Below are 17,178 nucleotides of genomic sequence, written 5' to 3' on the forward strand. Positions count from 1 at the left end.
GAACCACTTCTGGATCAACCTAAAACCGTGTAATTTGTTATTAAAAAATGAGGTGAAATCTAAATTGTTTTACATAAGAAATCTTGAAGAAAAAGAGTTTGAATTTTTTAAGGATATGCTTTATGAATCCATACATATTCCAAACAATAAACCATCTAAAGAGAAGTTATTAAAACTACCTCAAATAAAAAAATATTATGAAGATTGGGGTCGAAAAGGTGATAAAGCATTAATCGCTATAAATAATGATAATCAAAAAGTAGGAGCAGTCTGGTACAGATTATTTGATGAATTGAATAAAGGATATGGATACGTTGATCCTGACACCCCTGAATTAGGAATAGCAGTTTCAAAGAATGCTAGGGGAATGGGGGTAGGAACACTGCTTATGAATAAAATCATTCAGAAAGCACTGGAAGATGGTTTTAAATCTCTTTTTTATTAGTGTGGATCTAGATAATGAAAATGCAATCCATATATATAATAAACTTGGGTTCAAAGAAATCGCTGTATCAGGTACATCTATAACAATGGTATATAGAGTTTTCGAATAGTGTTTTTACTCTTAAAAGTTAATATGGGAGAACCATATAAATTTCATTGTACAAAAAGGCTTTACTTCACTAAGAAGTAAGGTCTTTTTCTGCTTTAAATAAACTTTGGGTAAGTAGGGGGAGACAAATTTTATAGAATACTTTCCAAAAAATACTTTCGTTTCATGAGTTCAGAAAATAAAGAAAATTCTAGTCCCTCCAAGAAAAGTTCAATGTGACCGTAAAAAGGAAACCCCCATCAATTCGGTCACAAAGAAGAGCTTAATGTAACCGTAAAAAGGAAAACCCCATCAATTCGGTCACAAAGAAGAGTTCAATGTGACCGTAAAAAGGAAACCCCATCAATTCGGTCACAAAGAAGAGTTCAATGTGACCGTAAAAAGGAAACCCCATCAATTCGGTCACAAAGAAGAGTTCAATGTGACCGTAAAAAGGAAACCCCCATTAATTCGGTCACAAAGAAGAGTTCAATGTAACTATAAAAAGGAACCCTCCAACAATCCGATAACAAAGAAAAAATGAATGTAATCATAAAAAGGAAAAACTCACTAATTCGGTCACCATTAACTCCTTCAAAGGAAGTGTTGGATGTTGCTCGAAAAGTCAGAAATACAGACGGTCTGCAACTAAAAGGTAATATAGGGTGTGAAGCTCAGATTGCTAGAGTAAGTGATTAGATGCAATCGTAGCACTTAAAGAATATGGCCATTTCATTCTTGAAGAAGAAATCGATCATTGAAGTAAGGGAACGAAGAGCTAAGATTGTAAAAGCACTAAGAGAAGAAGGCTTTACTATCCTGCTTGTGAACTGGGAGGAACAGGGAGTATGGCGACAACTGCTGAGAAAGCAGTAATCACTTATTGAAATAATGTAAATATTTAGTCTGTTAAGATGGAACATTATAGCTAACTCAAACGTCTAAATTAATGGAGGTGTGGGATGAAAAAAATTAAATATTTTACTTTTCTATTTGCTTCTATCTTGTTAATGGCCGGTTGTATGAAGGAAGAAAAGGGACAATTGACAAGAGTTGATTTTCAAAAAATGAACCCTGATGGCAATTATGAAGATGTTGTCATGATAACAGACAGCGAAACAATAAAAAAATTAACAACAGCATTTGAAAAGGTAAAATGGGAACCCAATACAGAAGCGAAAATTGCCAGAGAAGCTGACGTAAAAGCCACTTTATTTTTTGAATATAATAAAAACATGCCTGAAAGATTGTATGAATACGAAATTTGGTTTGGTGAGAATAACGGCACTGCAACAATTATAAGTAAAGATGAAGGCTATGGATCATTAGATAAAGATAACGCACATATTTTAAAAAGTGAATTATTATATAAAACAATAAATTGGGAGCCCCGACATGAATATGCTGAAAATGACAAAGTCTTGTTTACGATATATCCAGACCCAAACCTTGTCGCAGGAAAATCTTACGGGTATATGTTTAGTTTTGCAGAGCCATTTGAAGCTTACAAAGGAAAAGAATTAGCAATGTATGCTTATCATAAAGAAGCTGGAGAGCGCATAACGGCAGTACCTCCAGAAAAGATAACAGAGCCAAGTTCTGGTTATCCTACATTAAATAGATTTACAACTTTTTTCGAACTTCCTATTGGTGGATTATGGAGAATTGAAGTTGAGTTAGATGGACAATTTTATGGGGATGTCATATTAAACGTACCAAACTAAAAGGAAAGAACACAATCGGGAGGAGTCTTCATTGAAAATAAGAAAAGCAGTGAATCATGACAGTGAAGTCCTTAGTGAAATAGCTTACAAATCAAAAGCATATTGGGGATATTCAAAAGAATTTATTGAAAAATGTAAAGACGATCTGACAGTAACAGTACCATACATGAAAGAAAATCATGTTTATGTATTGGAGAAAGATAACACAATACTTGCATTTTATAGTCTTTCTACAAATCCTAATCGTTTGGACGCTTTGTTTATTGATCCTTACCATATAGGAAAGGGAATTGGAAAACTATTATGGGAGGATATAATAAACAAAGCAAAACATTTAATCATGAAAGAGTTTATTATTGATAGTGATCCAAATGCAGAAGGTTATTATTTAAAAATGGGTGCGAAGAGAATTGGTGAAACTCCATCAACAGTGTTTCCTAATCGAAGCTTGCCTCTAATGAGTGTTACTGTAGAATAAATATTTATTTTTATTAATGGTTGCTTTACTTCACAAAGGAGTAAAGCCTTTTTTTCTAATCAAGTAGAATTAATGGTTTACCAACCTTCAAATGTGAGGGAATTTTATAGGACAATCCACAATGAAGCGGTACTTTAGCATAAAAAGAATAGAGGATTACATAAAGTTGACGAATGACACAAAAGTCCATACCAATAAAATGCCTTCGTACCAACATTTCTAAATATTAGTATAGAGAATTGTGCCAATGGTCATTTGTCAAATCAACGGTAGGAGAGGGCTGCTCCTTTTTATTTTGCAAATATTTTATTTAGAACGCTCTCCTGCTTTTTTCTTTTCTATTTTTCATGATAAGTTCTTACAACTATCCCTCTCAACTAATTGAGTTGGTACTATCACTTTCTTTGCAATTTTTCTTTCCTTTTCTAATCTCTCTATAAGAAGCTCAATTGCTGTCGCTCCCATAAATTCTGTAGGAACGTGGATGGATGTTAATGGCGGGTTGGTAAGGGCAGTAAAAGGATGCCCGTCCAAACTCACTATACTGATTTGCTCAGGTACTTTTATCTTTGCCTCATTAAGAGCCTTTAAAGCACCAATAGCGATCGGGTCATTTGCGATAAAGAAAGCGGAAGGTAGTTTGTTAGATTGAATAGCTTTTACCATAAGTTCATAACCACTCTTTTCTCCTGGTTCTCCAATATAAACAATTGAAGAATCAAAATCTCCGTTTCGTTCCAGACAGTGTTTAAAAATAACATCACGGCGTTCCTCTTCAGGAATCTCAATATGCTGCTTCGCGCCCATGTATCCAATAGTTTGATGACCATATTTTTGAAGATATTCCACTCCTTGCTGAACAGCCATTCTTGTATGAAACCAAATAGAATCAAATTTTTGATCATCAGGGCAATTTCCAACTATGACTACGTGCTTTGTTTCAACCCCTTCTAAAAAGTAATCAATTTCATGTTTTGAATAATTACCTAAAATAATGACGCCGTGTAATTCTGTTATTTTTTCATGAGATGTTACAGGATTATTTACTAGTTCAATATTGTATTGTAAGCAAAGATGTTCAATTCCCTTTCTTATTGAGAAGTAATAATCACTATCAATAAAATCTTTAAAAATGATTGGATGATAAATAAGGGCAATTCGATAAATTATTTTCTGTTTTTGTTGATGTCGTTCAATTAAGGTTTTGTAACCCAATTCTTTAGCTATGGATAAAATCTTGTTTCTAGTTTCTTCTGAAACAGAAAATGATTCGTCATTATTTAATACCCTTGAGACAGTTGTACTAGAAACATTCGCTAATTTTGCTATTTCTTTAATTGTAGCCATATGACACCTTTCTAAATGGATGAATTATCCGAAATAATAGTTATTAAGTTCAATCAATATTCAAATTAATTGTACTATTTTTGTGAAAAAAAGTAAATTTAATACTAAAATATTTAGTTTGATTTAGTGAAAATAACATTCAGTTGTAGAGTGGCAATTTCTATTTTATTAAGATAATTCATCTGTTTATTTACATTAAATTCACATTATATCTATATTGAATTAATAAAAATACAGTATATTTGTCCTGTGGAAAGGTAATAGATTAACTTGATATTAGTAAAACTTTTACTAGAAGGTTAATCAAGAGAAGGAAAGGAAAATCACAAACTAAAAGAGTAGGAGAGATGTATTTAATGCGAATGGTAGTATCCTAGATAACTAGAGTAAAAGTCAACAAAGGAGCGAATTCATGTCTATTACGTTATTAGGAGTGATTGCTGGCATCTTTACCAGCTGCTCTTTTATCCCGCAAGCATACAAAGTAATTAAAACAAAAAGGACCTCTGATATTTCGATTCCTATGTATTGTTTGTGTACAGTAGGTGTATTTTTATGGATTATTTATGGACTGTTAATAAAAGATATTGCTGTTCTACTAACGAATATTGTGACCTTTATACCGACAGTAATTATCCTGATCTTGACAGTTAAATATCATGTGCAGACCAAGCTGAAGCAATAAAAAAATTGACAACCTAGGAGAATAATAATGAAATTAAAAAAATCATTTCTACTCGTTATGGTATTCATATTGGTTACTAGTATTTTAGCAGGTTGTATGGGTGGCAATAATTCAACTGAAAATAATACAGAAACAGATAAAAAAGCAGAAAAGAAATCACTTGTTGTTTATTCAAACTCGTTATCTGATGGACGCGGAGATTGGTTAACTCAAAAAGCTGCTGAAGCGGGCTTTGAGCTTAAGTTAGTTGAAGCTGGAGGCGGTGACCTTTTAAATCGTATCGTTGCAGAGAAGAACAAACCTTTAGCAGATGTAGTATTTGGTTTAAATCAAATGAATTTTGAAACATTAAAGTCTAATGATATTCTTGTGCCTTTCGAACCTAAATGGAAGAATGAACTTCCTGAAGGATCTAGCGATAAAGAAAATTTCTATCAGCCACTTGTCGAACAAAGAATTATCATGCTTTATAACAAAGATGTATATACAGAAGAAACTGCTCCTAAAGATTGGACAGATTTAATTGAAAATGAAGAATACAAAGGGAAATATCATGTTCCTATTAATTTAGGTGGAGCGACAAATCAAGCAGTAGTAAACGGCATTTTAATGAGATATTTAGATGAAAATGGAGATTTAGGTGTGTCTGAAGAAGGATGGAAAGCACTTAAAACGTTCTTTGATAATGGATATAAAACGCCTGAAGGTGAGAATAACAATGCAAACCTTGCTTCAGGAAAAGTCCCAATTTCATTTATTTATAGTAGTGGTTTACCGGGTATAGAAGAGGAATTTGGATTTGAAGCGGGTATCGTTTCTCCCAAAATTGGTGTCCCAACTTTAGTTGAGCAAATTGGAATCGTTAATAAAGGGAAGGATCATGATACTCAAACAGCAGAAGAATTTGTTAACTGGTTTGGTAGCACAGAAATTCAAGGTGCTTGGGCGGAACAATTTGGTACTCTGCCTGTAAATGAAAAAGCACTAGAAAAAGCTTCAGACAAAATGAAATCAATTTTTGAAAACACGACAGTTCAAGATATCGATTATACCTTCATTTCGGAGCATATTAACGATTGGATAGAAAAAATTGAATTAGAAATCTTTTAATTAGAAAAGCTTAACTGCCTCGAGGTAGGCAATTAAAGTTGAGAAACTTAATTCATTCCCCCTAGTAAACAACCTTATAGACCGTCGAATCTTAAAGGATTTGACGGTTTTCATTAAAGGAGGAAGCCTTGTGATTAACTTTCAAGATATACAAGTAAAATTTGATGATTTTGTAGCAATACAAAATTTAAATTTATTCATAAAAGAAGGCGAGTTTTTCACGTTTCTAGGACCGTCTGGTTGTGGGAAAACGACGACATTACGAACATTAGTAGGATTTATTAATCCTACTAAAGGAAAAATCACTGTAGATGGTGAGGACATTACAAATACACCAATTGAAAAAAGACAAATTGGGATGGTTTTTCAAAGCTATGCCTTGTTTCCAACGATGTCCGTGTATGAAAACATTGCCTTTGGATTAAAGGTTCAAAAATACAAAAAAGAAGACATAAAAAAACGTGTAGAAGAAGTCGCGGAGGTTGTTGATTTAAAAGAGGATAAGCTTATGAAAAATGTATCCGAATTATCCGGTGGACAACAACAACGTGTGGCAATTGCACGGGCATTGGTACTTGCCCCAAAAATCATTGTGTTAGATGAACCATTATCAAACTTGGATGCAAAGCTGCGAAAGCAATTAAGAAAAGAACTGAAAAAATTGCAGCTCGAACAAGGAATAACCATGGTTTATGTCACACATGACCAAGAGGAAGCCCTAACGTTATCGGATCGCGTGGCTGTTTTTAATAATGGAGTGGTTGAGCAAGTAGGTACACCTGAGGAAATCTACAATCAATCGAAAACAGAGTTTGTTTGTAATTTCATTGGTGAGGCAAATTCAATCAGCACCGAAATAATAGATGAAATCTCAAAAAAATCAGGGATTAAATTAGATCCAGCCAAAAAATATTATATCCGAACGGAAAAGTTAAAAACAAAAGTACTAAATGGAGATCAACAATCTGTTGCACTTCAGGCAAAGGTCGTGTCGAAAGAATTTTATGGCACATACTCTCTATATAAATATGAAGTAATGGGCTCTTCTCTTATCAATATCGAGAAAGAGGATGGTAATTTTCAATATTCTGAGGGTGACGATGTCACATTGTTTATCAATCCAAACGACATCCTTCAATATTAGGAGAATCATCATGAATAAATTTATAAGCGCTCATGTCCAAAATAAAATTTATCTTTGGTTTGTGGGAATCATACTCACTTGGTTCATCACAACGTTTCTCATTCTCCCAAATATTAATATTCTTTATACGACATTTTTCGCAGATGGTGCCTTTTCACTAGAACCTTTTCAAAAGTTGCTATCATCTGAAAGAGCAATGAAAAGCTTATTTAATAGCTTTTTATTAGGGATAACGTTAGTTGTCACTGTAAACATCGTTGGTGTCTTCATAGTGTTAGTCACAGATTATTTTGATATCAAAGGCTCAAAAATATTAAGACTCGGTTATTTTACAACGATGATCTATGGCGGACTCATATTAGTTGCAGGCTATCAATTTATTTATGGGAATACTGGGTTTTTAACAACATTTTTAGTGAAAATCTTTCCTGCGATGAATCCAGATTGGTTCATTGGTTATCCTGCCGTTGTTTTTGTGATGACCTTTTCTTGTACGACGAATCATATCATATTTCTTTCGAATGCGATTAGAAGCATTGATTATCAAACGGTTGAAGCAGCAAGAAATATGGGAGCTTCAACATGGGAAATTGTTACTAAAATCGTTTTACCTGTATTAAGACCTGTTTTAGCAACATTATCTGTATTGCTATTTGCAACAGGATTCGGTGCGATGTCTGCACCGTTGATCGTAGGCGGAAAAAACTTTGAAACGATTAGCCCGATGATCCTTACATTTGCAAATAGTATGAGTTCAAGGGATCTTGCCGCATTATTAGCGATATTTTTAGGAGTTGCACAAATTGTTTTACTTTACATTATTACGAGAAATGAGAAAAAGGGTCATTATATTTCGGTATCAAAAGTAAAAACGAAAATCGTAAAGCAAAAAATTAATAATAAGGCTGCCAATATGATTGTCCACTTTTTTGCGTATGTCCTATTTGCAATCTATGTGTTGCCGATCCTAGCTGTCATTATTTTCTCCTTTACCGATACGTACAGTATCAGTACGGGAACACTTTCGTGGGAGCATTTTACATTAGAAAATTATATCAAAATCTTATCAGACGCTTCAGCTTATGAACCATTTGTTATTAGTATTATCTATTCTGGATTAGCTGCCATCATTGTCGTAGCTGCGATGTTATTTATAGCCCGTTTAATCCATAAACATAACAATAAATTAACAACGACTTTAGAATATTTATTCCATATTCCTTGGTTAATTCCTGGTATATTAATGGCTTTAGGTTTAATTATTACCTTTGATAAACCAATGCCTATTATCGGAAATATCGTTTTGACGGGAACATTAAGTATATTGTTAATTGCCTATGTGATTGAAAAAATTCCATTTACTTTAAGGATTTTGAAGGCAGCTTATTACTCATTCGATAGCTCTCTTGAGGATGCGGCGAAGAATTTAGGCGCTGGACCTTTTTATACATTAATACGCGTGATCTTGCCTATAGTGTTGCCGTCAACGTTAGCCATACTCGCATTAAACTTTAATAGTCTATTAGCAGATTATGATTTAACCGTCTTCTTATATCATCCATTGTATCAACCACTTGGTATCGTGATTCGAAATAATACAGATCCAACTGCTTCGATTGATGCAAAAGCAATGAACTTTGTCTACTCAGTAATTTTAATGGTGATATCAACGATTGTCATTTACTTGGTTTATGGGAGAGGAAGCAAAAAAAATATTTTATAGAAGATGTTTGTAGAGTTGAAATTGAATTAATCAATTTAGACTAACTCTTCATAGATGAAAAAAGGTTTATAAATCATAAATTTAACTTTTCAATTTAAGAAAAGAGGCTACAGAGTGGAAGACTTACAAACAGTTCATAAGGAAATAATTAATTGGTTAAATGAAATTGTTCCAATTATTAAGAGTGATATTTTAGAAGAGTTAACAATTGAAACAAAATTAAATCGTAAAGACCTTGTAACAAATATAGATAAAAAAGTTCAAGATTTTCTTGTTCGAAAAATTACCGATTCTTATCCAACTCATATGATTATTGGGGAAGAATCGCAAGAATTAATAATAAATGATAATAGAGAGCATGTATGGGTCATTGATCCAATCGATGGAACGACAAACTTTGTGAAACAACAAGACCATTTTTGCATTTTAATTGCGTACTATGAAAATGACATTGGTAAATTAGGTTATATTTTTGATGTAATGAATGACGACTTATATTATGCAATTGAAAATAAGGGAGTATTTTTGAATGGGGAAACAATGCCAGCTCCGGAAGAGATATCTTTACAGGAAGGTCTTATTTCAGCAGATGTACGGAATTGGTATGGAAAGGAATGCTTTGGAAGGTTGGCGGAGGAATCCTTTGATATTCGCTACTTTGGCTGTGGCGGGATTGATTGCATTCATGTTATTACCGGTAAGTTTGCAGCTTTTGCGACGTCAAAATCTGGGCCTTGGGATTTAGCAGCTCAACTTGTTTTTGCAAAGGAATTAGGTTTGAAAGCATCTCGTTTTGATGGCAGCGAATTACATTATTTAGATCATGGTGATTGGGTATTTGCTAATAAAGGGACTTATCAGGATCTTATTCCAATTTTAAAAGATTGGGATTTGGATAAGAATTAATCAATGAAGATATAAATAAATCAACAAATGAAGAAAGGAAAAAGATAATGAAATATACAAACGTTTTAGAAAAACTATTAAGAGAAAATGATGTATTAATTGCTTGTCACCAAGGTTCAGCAGGTGGAAACATTGCTTATAACACATATAGATCTATGTTAAATGCTATTAATCAAGGTGCTCATATTGTTGAGTTTGATATTAGTAAAACAAGTGATGGGGTATTTCATATTTTCCATGAAAACGAAGAACCAATTCGTTTTAATAGAGATGAGCAGTTTAGAACATTTACTGCTGAAGAAATTAAAAAGCAAACATTATTTAATATGAACATGCAAGCAGTAGAAGCTCCCCCTACATTAAAAGATTTCATGGCAAATATGAAAAAACATCCAAATATTTTGTTGCATTTTGACCACGCGCAAAAATGGGGTAAAGAGTTATTAGAAGCCTTAGATCAATATGAAGATCAAAGACAAACAATTATTATAAAAACGGATGTTGCTGCAACTGAATGTTTAGAAGCATTAGCAGCACACCATGTTAAATATATGACTTTACCTAAAGTTTGGAGTCAAGATAATTTTGATAAAATTATGGAATATAAAGACAAAATAAACATTGTTGGTTTTGAAATGATTTTTAATGATCTAAATGCAGATTATATTTCAAAAGAAAAATTAGAGCAATTGAGACAAATGGGATATCATACTATGATTAATTCAATTGTTCTTTGGGCTGATCGTCAAATATCACTTTGTGGAGGATTTGATGATGATGTCTCATTATTAGAAAATCCTGATTTAGGTTGGGGGAAATTAGTTGAGATGGGATTTGATGTTATTCAAACTGATTGGCCATTACCGTTAAAAGTTTACCTTGAAGAAAAAGGAGCAAAGTTAATTTATAATTCTCGATAATTTAACCTTGAAAATACAATAAAATATTTTGGGACCATCTACTGAACAAAAACCCGAATAATGGACTCTTATAAAGAAGTCCACTATTCGGGTTTTTCTGTGTCTATAATGAATACAGGTATATAATCAATTCAAAGATATAAGCGGAAGAAGCAAATTGAGTAGATAAGCTAATGGTGATATCTAGGAAAATATGGAATAATATAAATGGACCGTGAAATAGATTATTTTGTGAATTTAAAGTTATTAAAAAGCTAACGTATGGAGGGATACAATGATTAAGTCTGTAAAGGGGCAATTCATTTTATCAATAATAGTGGCTATTGGCTTTGTTGCTAATTCTTTTTTTTATATTGATTTTACAAGGTTCTTATTTTCTCAAAAAATGTTTTACTTTGTTATGATTTTTTCAGTTTTTAATGCAGGATTATTAACACAAAAGTATTTTCAAACAAAGAAGAAATAATTTGGAGGGGAGAAAATCAAAAGAAAAATACTTAAAACATTAATGTATTGGCACTATTTGCTGGTGATTTAATATTTCATTTCTACTTACTAGTATTTAATATGATGATCCATCTTGTTTGGTATACGAACCTTTTAATATCTGATTTCCCAGAGGAAGATATGATGCTAGAGATAAATGATTATATTTTACCAATAGCAGCGTCGGGAGTTATTGTTTATTTCTATATTAAATATTTATTAGGCAATCTCTTGTACAAAAAAATTAAAATCGTTATTCTCATGGCTGGATTAGCTATCTCATTATTTCTTTATTTTATTTGGATAGTATTGTATTTTGCTATGGATCAAGCCTTTTCGGATAATCAATTGATACAAATCCTAATAATTTTGATTACCTTAGTGTTGTTTTTATATGCAAATGTAAGTCGTAAAAAGTTGTTCAGCTAATCTGAAGAACTTCTTTGGGATTAAGGTTTATCGTAGATGAAAAGGCCCCAACAAAGTTAGTTAAGAGAAGGGATTAAGTAGTGATACTTTTCCCCTAAATTAACCAAAAATACAGATTATATTATCTGAATATTAGGAATTAATACACTTATTTTCAGATTTCTTTCCGTCTATACTTATACTATTATTAGCAAACTATTAATATATTCGGGAGGTAAATATGAAGAGGAATCGCAAAATGCCAAAAGTATTAGCAACGGTTTTAGCTGCTTCACTTGCATTCGGGTCTGTCGGGTATGCTGCACCACATGCAGAAGAAAATGGGAATTCTCCTTATTCCCAGGATCAAAAAATCGTAGCAAGAGCGGATGCTGAACGCGCAATCGAACATATCAAATATTTATCGAAAGAAATTGGAACAAGGCCAGGAGGATTGGAAGCGGAGAAAAAATCAGCAGAATACATTGCTAAAACGCTAAAAAGCTATGGATATGATGTAGAATATCAATATTTTCCAGTTGCTGACCAATACATAGCAGATGTTGCTTTTTCCAATGGCACAGTATGGGAAATGGGTGCAGCCCCTAATGGGAAAATTAGTGATGCAGCAGTAAAAGCAGAGGTTGTCTATGTTGAAGGGGGTACCAATATTAACGATTTTAGCGATGTTAGCGGAAAAGTTGTTCTCATGGCAAGAGAATCATCAACAGCTGATTATCGTGCACAGGTAGATAACGCCGTTCAAGCTGGTGCTGCTGGTGTTATTCTTCAAAGTTTAGTAGGAAGCCGCGGAAATTATGGTCAGGCATTTAATCCAAGTTTAACAACGAAGTATGATGTGCCAGTCTTTGGTGCAGCTTATATCCAGGGGGAGTGGCTGAAGGAGCAAATGGAAAAAGGAGCTGTTGAAATCAGTTTAACGTCTAAGCATTATTCAGACCTTCAATCAGTAAACGTTATTGCGACTAAGGAAGCAAAATCGAAGGATAAAGATGTTAAGGAAGTAATTCTTGGCGCTCACCATGACAGTGTTGTCGGAGCACCAGGAGCCAATGATAATGCTTCAGGTGTAGGCTTAATGCTTGAACTAGCTCGTGTGTATAAAGGGTATAATACCGATAAGACGTTGAAATTTATTGCATTTGGTTCAGAGGAAAGAGGTTTACTTGGTTCCAAATATTATGTAGAGCAATTAAGCCAGGAACAAAGGGACCAAATCGAAGCAGTCTTTGTACCTGACATGGTTGCAACTAATTATGACAAAGCGAAAAATCTTTATGCGATGACCGTCGATGGAAGCACGAATATTGTAACGGATTCAACTATAGCTGCAGGTGCCCGTTTGGGGAACTCCGATATCCTGCCGGGAACTTTCGGTTCTAGTGATCATGTGTATTTCCATCAAGCAGGAATTCCAGCAGCCCTATTCATCTGGATGGGAATTGACAGCTGGGACCCGCTTGTCTACCATATTGAAAAGGTTTACCATACACCACAAGACACAATTGAAGACAATATCTCAGTTGAAAGAATGCAGTCTGCTCTAGACATCATTGGATCCGGACTATTCGATGTTGTTCGAAAGAAAGTTCCTGCGAATCAATAATTAAAGGGAAAGTTTCTGAAAGATTGCTAGAACGGGAAGAACCAAATTCTTTCATAAAACATTTTAGAAAAGAGAAGTGTTAGCAGCACTTCTCTTTTTCCTATTCCCTAAAAGAAACAGATTGCTTATAATTACTAACAGACCCAAACAGCTTAGGAGTTGGACTTGCATGAACAAAAAAGACGTAGCAAACATTCGTAAACAATTCAAACTTAATAATGATTTAATGAAAATCACCGACATCTTTAATGTCTATATAAGGAAGGAAAGCAGCGAAATTTATCATCAAGTAAGTCATCCGTTTCCTATGTTAGACCATGAACAGCAAGAGTTATTCATGAGTAACTTCAAAAAAGTCCTTACAGGTCAATTGGATGTGAAGTTATTTGAAGTAAAGTTTCGACGTGAAGCAGAGGATCACAGTCAGCAAATTCTTCTTAACGGTCTGCAATCCAGTGATGTAGAAGAATGGAAAGAGGAAATGCTGCTGATGGTTGAAAAAATGTTTAAAGATGTTCAATATGAGATGGATATGGTCGTAACCTTCATTCGCGGGGAATATTTTAAAGCGACGAAAAGAAGCAATGTAGAGGCTGAAGAGAGCGGACGGAATGAGATGTATTCACATCCTTTTATTCTTTGCAGCATAAATCAAACGGAACAGCCTAAAAGAACCTTATTGTTTGATTACATTGAAAAGGAATTTAAGTCCAGTATTGTGGTCGACTCCATTATTAATCTTACATCTCCAGTAGCGGGCTTTTTATTTCCAAGCTTCACTGAAAATTCGGCTGATGTAAATCGTGTTCTTTACTCAGCTGGCAAACCGAATCAGCCTGATATTCATTTCATCGAGGAAGTATTGAATGGCGATGAGATTATGACCGCACAAGATGATAAAGCGGTCTTCGAAGAAATCGTTAAAGCAGTAGCTGGAGATCAGGTAGACGCTTCTACACTTGCCAATGTATATGAAGAAGTCCACCGAATGATGGTGGAAGATGAAGAGGAAGACACTCCTAAATTGGATTACAAAGATGTGGAACGTGTATTAAAGGTGAGTGGAGTGGAAGATGTTGATACAGATAAGGTCGAAACGGCATTCCAAAGAGTCATCGATGACGAAAAGTATGAGCTGAAAGCAAGCAGCATTGTCCCAAATTTTAATACGAAATCAATTAAAATCCAGACTAAAGTAGCGAATATTTCTATTAGCCCGCAAGATTTAAAATATGTTAAACAGGTCAACTACAACGGCAAGCGTTGTATATTAATCGAGGTTGATGAAGATACCATGATTGAAGGCTTTACATTAATACCAGAAACATTTTAGAGCGAAAGCCTCGATAAGGAAGTATAAATCGAGGCTTTTCGTATTAAAAAATCTTTATTTTTTTTCTAAATATATTTCCCCTAAAATCTCTTTAAGCTGATATTCTTCTGGTGAAAGCTCTTTCTGTATAAATGTGTTAACCTCATTTTGTTTAAGATCATATAATGCTTCAATTTCTTTTGAAAACAGAAGTTCTTCTTTTTCGAGCATGTTCTTTAATGCGGGAAGTGATTGGGATTGAAGCTTTCCAATGGACAGTGCTTGTTCTAGTCCTTTTACATAGTACTCCAGAGGCTTTGCACCAACAATTTTTACCCCTTTTTTCTCTTCATTTACTATGATGATCGTAGGGAATCCACGTACACCAAGGCTTCTTGCAAGAGCAAAGTCTTGCTCTAAAAGCTGCTGTCCTGATGCAAGTCCTGCTTCCTTCACTATTATCTCCCCGTCTAGCCCTATTTGATTGACAATATTCGTTAACACTTTGTCATCGCCAATATTTTGATTGAAGGCGAAAACGGCTTCTCTAGCCCTGCGTAAAAAAACTTTAGCTAATTTTTCATCTTTTTGCTGAATGATTTTAAAAACACGTGAAGGAGGATAGGAAGATTGGATCGGATTATCAAGCCATAAGGAACCGTCAATAGGCATGCGGGAGTGCTCACCGACTTCTCTCCAGTGACCCGCTACATCTGCTGGACTCCTAATGCCATTACTCACATCTGCAAAGCCATCCCAGCTTGCTAGTAATCCCCCCATTACTGTATGCACGCTGAAATAATGGCCATACTGTTCCTCAAATCGTCGAAGAACTGGCTCTAGCGCCCAGCAATGAGAACAGATTGGATCAGTTACATAATACAGTGTAATTTTCTTTGAGGGCTGGTTTAAGTCAATCATTTCAATTGAATCTTCCCTAGCTTCCCCACAAATGCCTGTTTCTAAGTCGCAGACCATTTTATCCATACTCATCTTTGTCTCCTCTTTTCTTATAGATCTTTATATTGGTGTGCCCATTTTTGAATAGGTTCGAGTGCAGCCGTTAATGAGCGGCCCTTTTTAGTAAGTTCATAAAAAATAGTTACAGTAGGTTCAGAAATCACTTTTTTTTCTATTAGACCGTACTCGGATAATTCAGAAAGTTTTAACGAGAGTGCTCTAGGTGTAATGTCTGAAAGGTCCCTTTTTATATCAGAAAATCGAGCTATTCCATCTGGGCAAAGCGACAGGTAATGGATAAGTAATCCATTCCATTTTTTACCTAATATTTCCATAGAGTATTCTAAGAAAGGGCAAATATTAATAAGAATCACCATCCTAATAAAAAGTATAATTAATATAAAAAATATATCAAGTATAAAAAGTATATTCAAATAAAAATATTTGGTTAATCTTCCGTGTTGAAAATTTGATGGGTTTACCACTTGTATTATTTTTCATAAATCGTTAACATGGTTAAGGTACTTTAGGAGGTCTTTAACAATGAATAAACGAGTTTATTTATTAGCAATCGTCTCGTTTGTTGTCGGGATGGTTGAGTTAATCATAGGTGGTTTATTGGATTTGGTTGCGGAAGACTTGAATGTAAGTCTAGGTCAAGCAGGCTTTTTAATGACCATATTCTCAATTGCATTTGCGATCGCTGCGCCTATTTTATTAACCGTAACGCAAAAGGTGGAACGCAAGCGGCTGACTTTGATTTCGCTATTCGTCTTCTTTGTTGGGAATGTAGTCGCTGTATTCAGTCCATATTATAGTATATTGCTAATTGGCCGTATCATTTCAGCTTCAAGCGGCTCATTACTAATTGCTTTATGTTTAACGATGGTTTCAAGTATTGTAGAAGAAAAATATCGCGCACGGGCTATTGCAGTTGTTTTTATGGGTGTTAGTGCATCGCTTGTGTTAGGGATTCCGATTGGATTAATGCTTGGAAATGCCTTTGGATGGCGAGCTCCTTTTGTCATGATTTCATTCCTAACCCTTGTTTCGATGGCAGGTGTGCATTTCTTTTTAGGAAACATACCGCCTAAGCCTGCTATTCCCATTGGCATTCAGCTTCGCACATTGAAAAATCGAAAAATATTACTAGTCCAATTAACGTCCTTGATCTTTTTAGCTGGTCATTTGACATTTTATGGATATTTGACACCGTTTTTAAAATTAGAAATGGGATTAGATGGAACGTGGGTGAGTATCGTTTATTTCGTTTTCGGGATTGCGGCAGTTGCTGGTGGGGGAATAGGAGGCATGCTTGCTGACCGTTTCGGTACGAAGTCTACGATTTTATCAGTCACTATTCTCTTTGGGCTGTCTATGTTTTTAATTCCTTTCACGACTGATTCTTTACCTATATTCTTATTCTTGTTGGGCATCTATAGCATGCTAAGCTGGGCCATTACGCCAGCCGTGCAAAGCTATTTAATCGAATTATCGCCTGAAGCTTCAGACATACAGCAAACCTTAAATAATTCTGCGGTTCATATCGGGATCGCCTTCGGTTCATTGATTGGAGGCGTAGTAATTGAGCAGGCATCTGTGGCGCTAAACCCGACAGTAGGAGGTATATTTATTATTTTTGCTCTAGGAACAGCTGTCCTTTCGATGAGTAAAAAAGGAGCGAAAGTCTTGTCATCGCAAGAATAATGGAATCAACTGAACCTTGTAGTTGCGGTATTTATATATCACCTAAGTGAGTTATTTCACTTAGGTGTTTTTTATAAACAAAAAGAAAGCCATCAATTCAGGCTTTCTA

At 34.5% G+C, this 17,178-nt stretch carries 16 protein-coding genes; 13 read left to right on the forward strand and 3 right to left on the reverse strand.

The window, feature by feature from the left end; all coding sequences use genetic code 11:
• Nucleotides 1-64: 64 nt before the first annotated feature.
• The 3 genes from KHA94_RS17480 (at nucleotide 65) to KHA94_RS17490 (ending at nucleotide 2,734) form a co-directional block, all read left to right on the forward strand.
• Nucleotides 65-445: a GNAT family N-acetyltransferase gene (locus KHA94_RS17480; RefSeq protein WP_249365581.1), complete on the forward strand. Its 381-nt coding sequence runs from the start codon at nucleotides 65-67 to the stop codon at nucleotides 443-445.
• Between the two features lie 1,049 nt (nucleotides 446-1,494).
• Nucleotides 1,495-2,256: a hypothetical protein gene (locus KHA94_RS17485; protein ID WP_213103420.1), complete on the forward strand. Its 762-nt coding sequence runs from the start codon at nucleotides 1,495-1,497 to the stop codon at nucleotides 2,254-2,256.
• Nucleotides 2,257-2,287: 31 nt separating this feature from the next.
• Nucleotides 2,288-2,734, forward strand: a complete 447-nt coding sequence (locus KHA94_RS17490; RefSeq protein WP_213103421.1) for a GNAT family N-acetyltransferase — start codon at nucleotides 2,288-2,290, stop codon at nucleotides 2,732-2,734.
• Between the two features lie 345 nt (nucleotides 2,735-3,079).
• Here the strand turns inward: KHA94_RS17490 and KHA94_RS17495 are convergent, their stop codons facing one another.
• Nucleotides 3,080-4,081, reverse strand: a complete 1,002-nt coding sequence (locus KHA94_RS17495; RefSeq protein ID WP_213103422.1) for a LacI family DNA-binding transcriptional regulator — start codon at nucleotides 4,079-4,081, stop codon at nucleotides 3,080-3,082.
• Nucleotides 4,082-4,493: 412 nt separating this feature from the next.
• On the opposite strand from KHA94_RS17495, the gene KHA94_RS17500 reads away from it, so the two are divergent.
• From KHA94_RS17500 to KHA94_RS17540, 9 genes are all read left to right on the forward strand, one after another.
• Nucleotides 4,494-4,766, forward strand: coding sequence for a SemiSWEET family sugar transporter (locus KHA94_RS17500; protein WP_213103423.1), 273 nt, complete (start codon nucleotides 4,494-4,496; stop codon nucleotides 4,764-4,766).
• A 27-nt stretch (nucleotides 4,767-4,793) separates the two neighbouring features.
• Entirely contained in the window at nucleotides 4,794-5,876 is a 1,083-nt protein-coding gene (locus KHA94_RS17505; RefSeq protein WP_213103424.1) for an extracellular solute-binding protein, read from the forward strand.
• A gap of 130 nt (nucleotides 5,877-6,006) precedes the next feature.
• The gene (locus KHA94_RS17510) at nucleotides 6,007-7,020 is read left to right on the forward strand and encodes an ABC transporter ATP-binding protein (RefSeq protein WP_213103425.1); all 1,014 of its coding nucleotides are present in this window, start codon (nucleotides 6,007-6,009) and stop codon (nucleotides 7,018-7,020) included.
• Between the two features lie 10 nt (nucleotides 7,021-7,030).
• Nucleotides 7,031-8,743 carry an ABC transporter permease gene (locus KHA94_RS17515; RefSeq protein WP_213103426.1) on the forward strand — a complete coding sequence of 571 codons (1,713 nt, stop codon included), beginning with the start codon at nucleotides 7,031-7,033 and terminating at the stop codon, nucleotides 8,741-8,743.
• 114 nt (nucleotides 8,744-8,857) lie between these two features.
• Nucleotides 8,858-9,649, forward strand: coding sequence for an inositol monophosphatase family protein (locus KHA94_RS17520; RefSeq protein WP_213103427.1), 792 nt, complete (start codon nucleotides 8,858-8,860; stop codon nucleotides 9,647-9,649).
• 47 nt (nucleotides 9,650-9,696) lie between these two features.
• Nucleotides 9,697-10,569: a glycerophosphodiester phosphodiesterase family protein gene (locus tag KHA94_RS17525; RefSeq protein ID WP_213103428.1), complete on the forward strand. Its 873-nt coding sequence runs from the start codon at nucleotides 9,697-9,699 to the stop codon at nucleotides 10,567-10,569.
• Between the two features lie 274 nt (nucleotides 10,570-10,843).
• Nucleotides 10,844-11,035, forward strand: a complete 192-nt coding sequence (locus tag KHA94_RS17530; RefSeq protein ID WP_213103429.1) for a hypothetical protein — start codon at nucleotides 10,844-10,846, stop codon at nucleotides 11,033-11,035.
• Nucleotides 11,036-11,704: 669 nt separating this feature from the next.
• Entirely contained in the window at nucleotides 11,705-13,090 is a 1,386-nt protein-coding gene (locus tag KHA94_RS17535; RefSeq protein ID WP_213103430.1) for a M28 family metallopeptidase, read from the forward strand.
• Nucleotides 13,091-13,259: 169 nt separating this feature from the next.
• Nucleotides 13,260-14,423, forward strand: a complete 1,164-nt coding sequence (locus KHA94_RS17540) for a DUF4317 domain-containing protein (protein WP_213103431.1) — start codon at nucleotides 13,260-13,262, stop codon at nucleotides 14,421-14,423.
• Nucleotides 14,424-14,477: 54 nt separating this feature from the next.
• On the opposite strand, the gene KHA94_RS17545 is transcribed toward KHA94_RS17540, so the two are convergent.
• Together KHA94_RS17545 and KHA94_RS17550 are read right to left on the reverse strand one after the other, a co-directional pair.
• Complete coding sequence (locus KHA94_RS17545) at nucleotides 14,478-15,395, reverse strand: DsbA family oxidoreductase (protein WP_213103432.1); 918 nt, start codon at nucleotides 15,393-15,395, stop codon at nucleotides 14,478-14,480.
• Between the two features lie 17 nt (nucleotides 15,396-15,412).
• Nucleotides 15,413-15,727, reverse strand: a complete 315-nt coding sequence (locus KHA94_RS17550) for a winged helix-turn-helix transcriptional regulator (RefSeq protein ID WP_213103908.1) — start codon at nucleotides 15,725-15,727, stop codon at nucleotides 15,413-15,415.
• A 178-nt stretch (nucleotides 15,728-15,905) separates the two neighbouring features.
• On the opposite strand from KHA94_RS17550, the gene KHA94_RS17555 reads away from it, so the two are divergent.
• Entirely contained in the window at nucleotides 15,906-17,069 is a 1,164-nt protein-coding gene (locus KHA94_RS17555) for an MFS transporter (protein ID WP_213103433.1), read from the forward strand.
• Nucleotides 17,070-17,178 lie beyond the last annotated feature (109 nt).

It is taken from the genome of Cytobacillus citreus, from assembly GCF_018343665.1.
Lineage (GTDB): Bacteria > Bacillota > Bacilli > Bacillales > Cytobacillaceae > Cytobacillus > Cytobacillus citreus.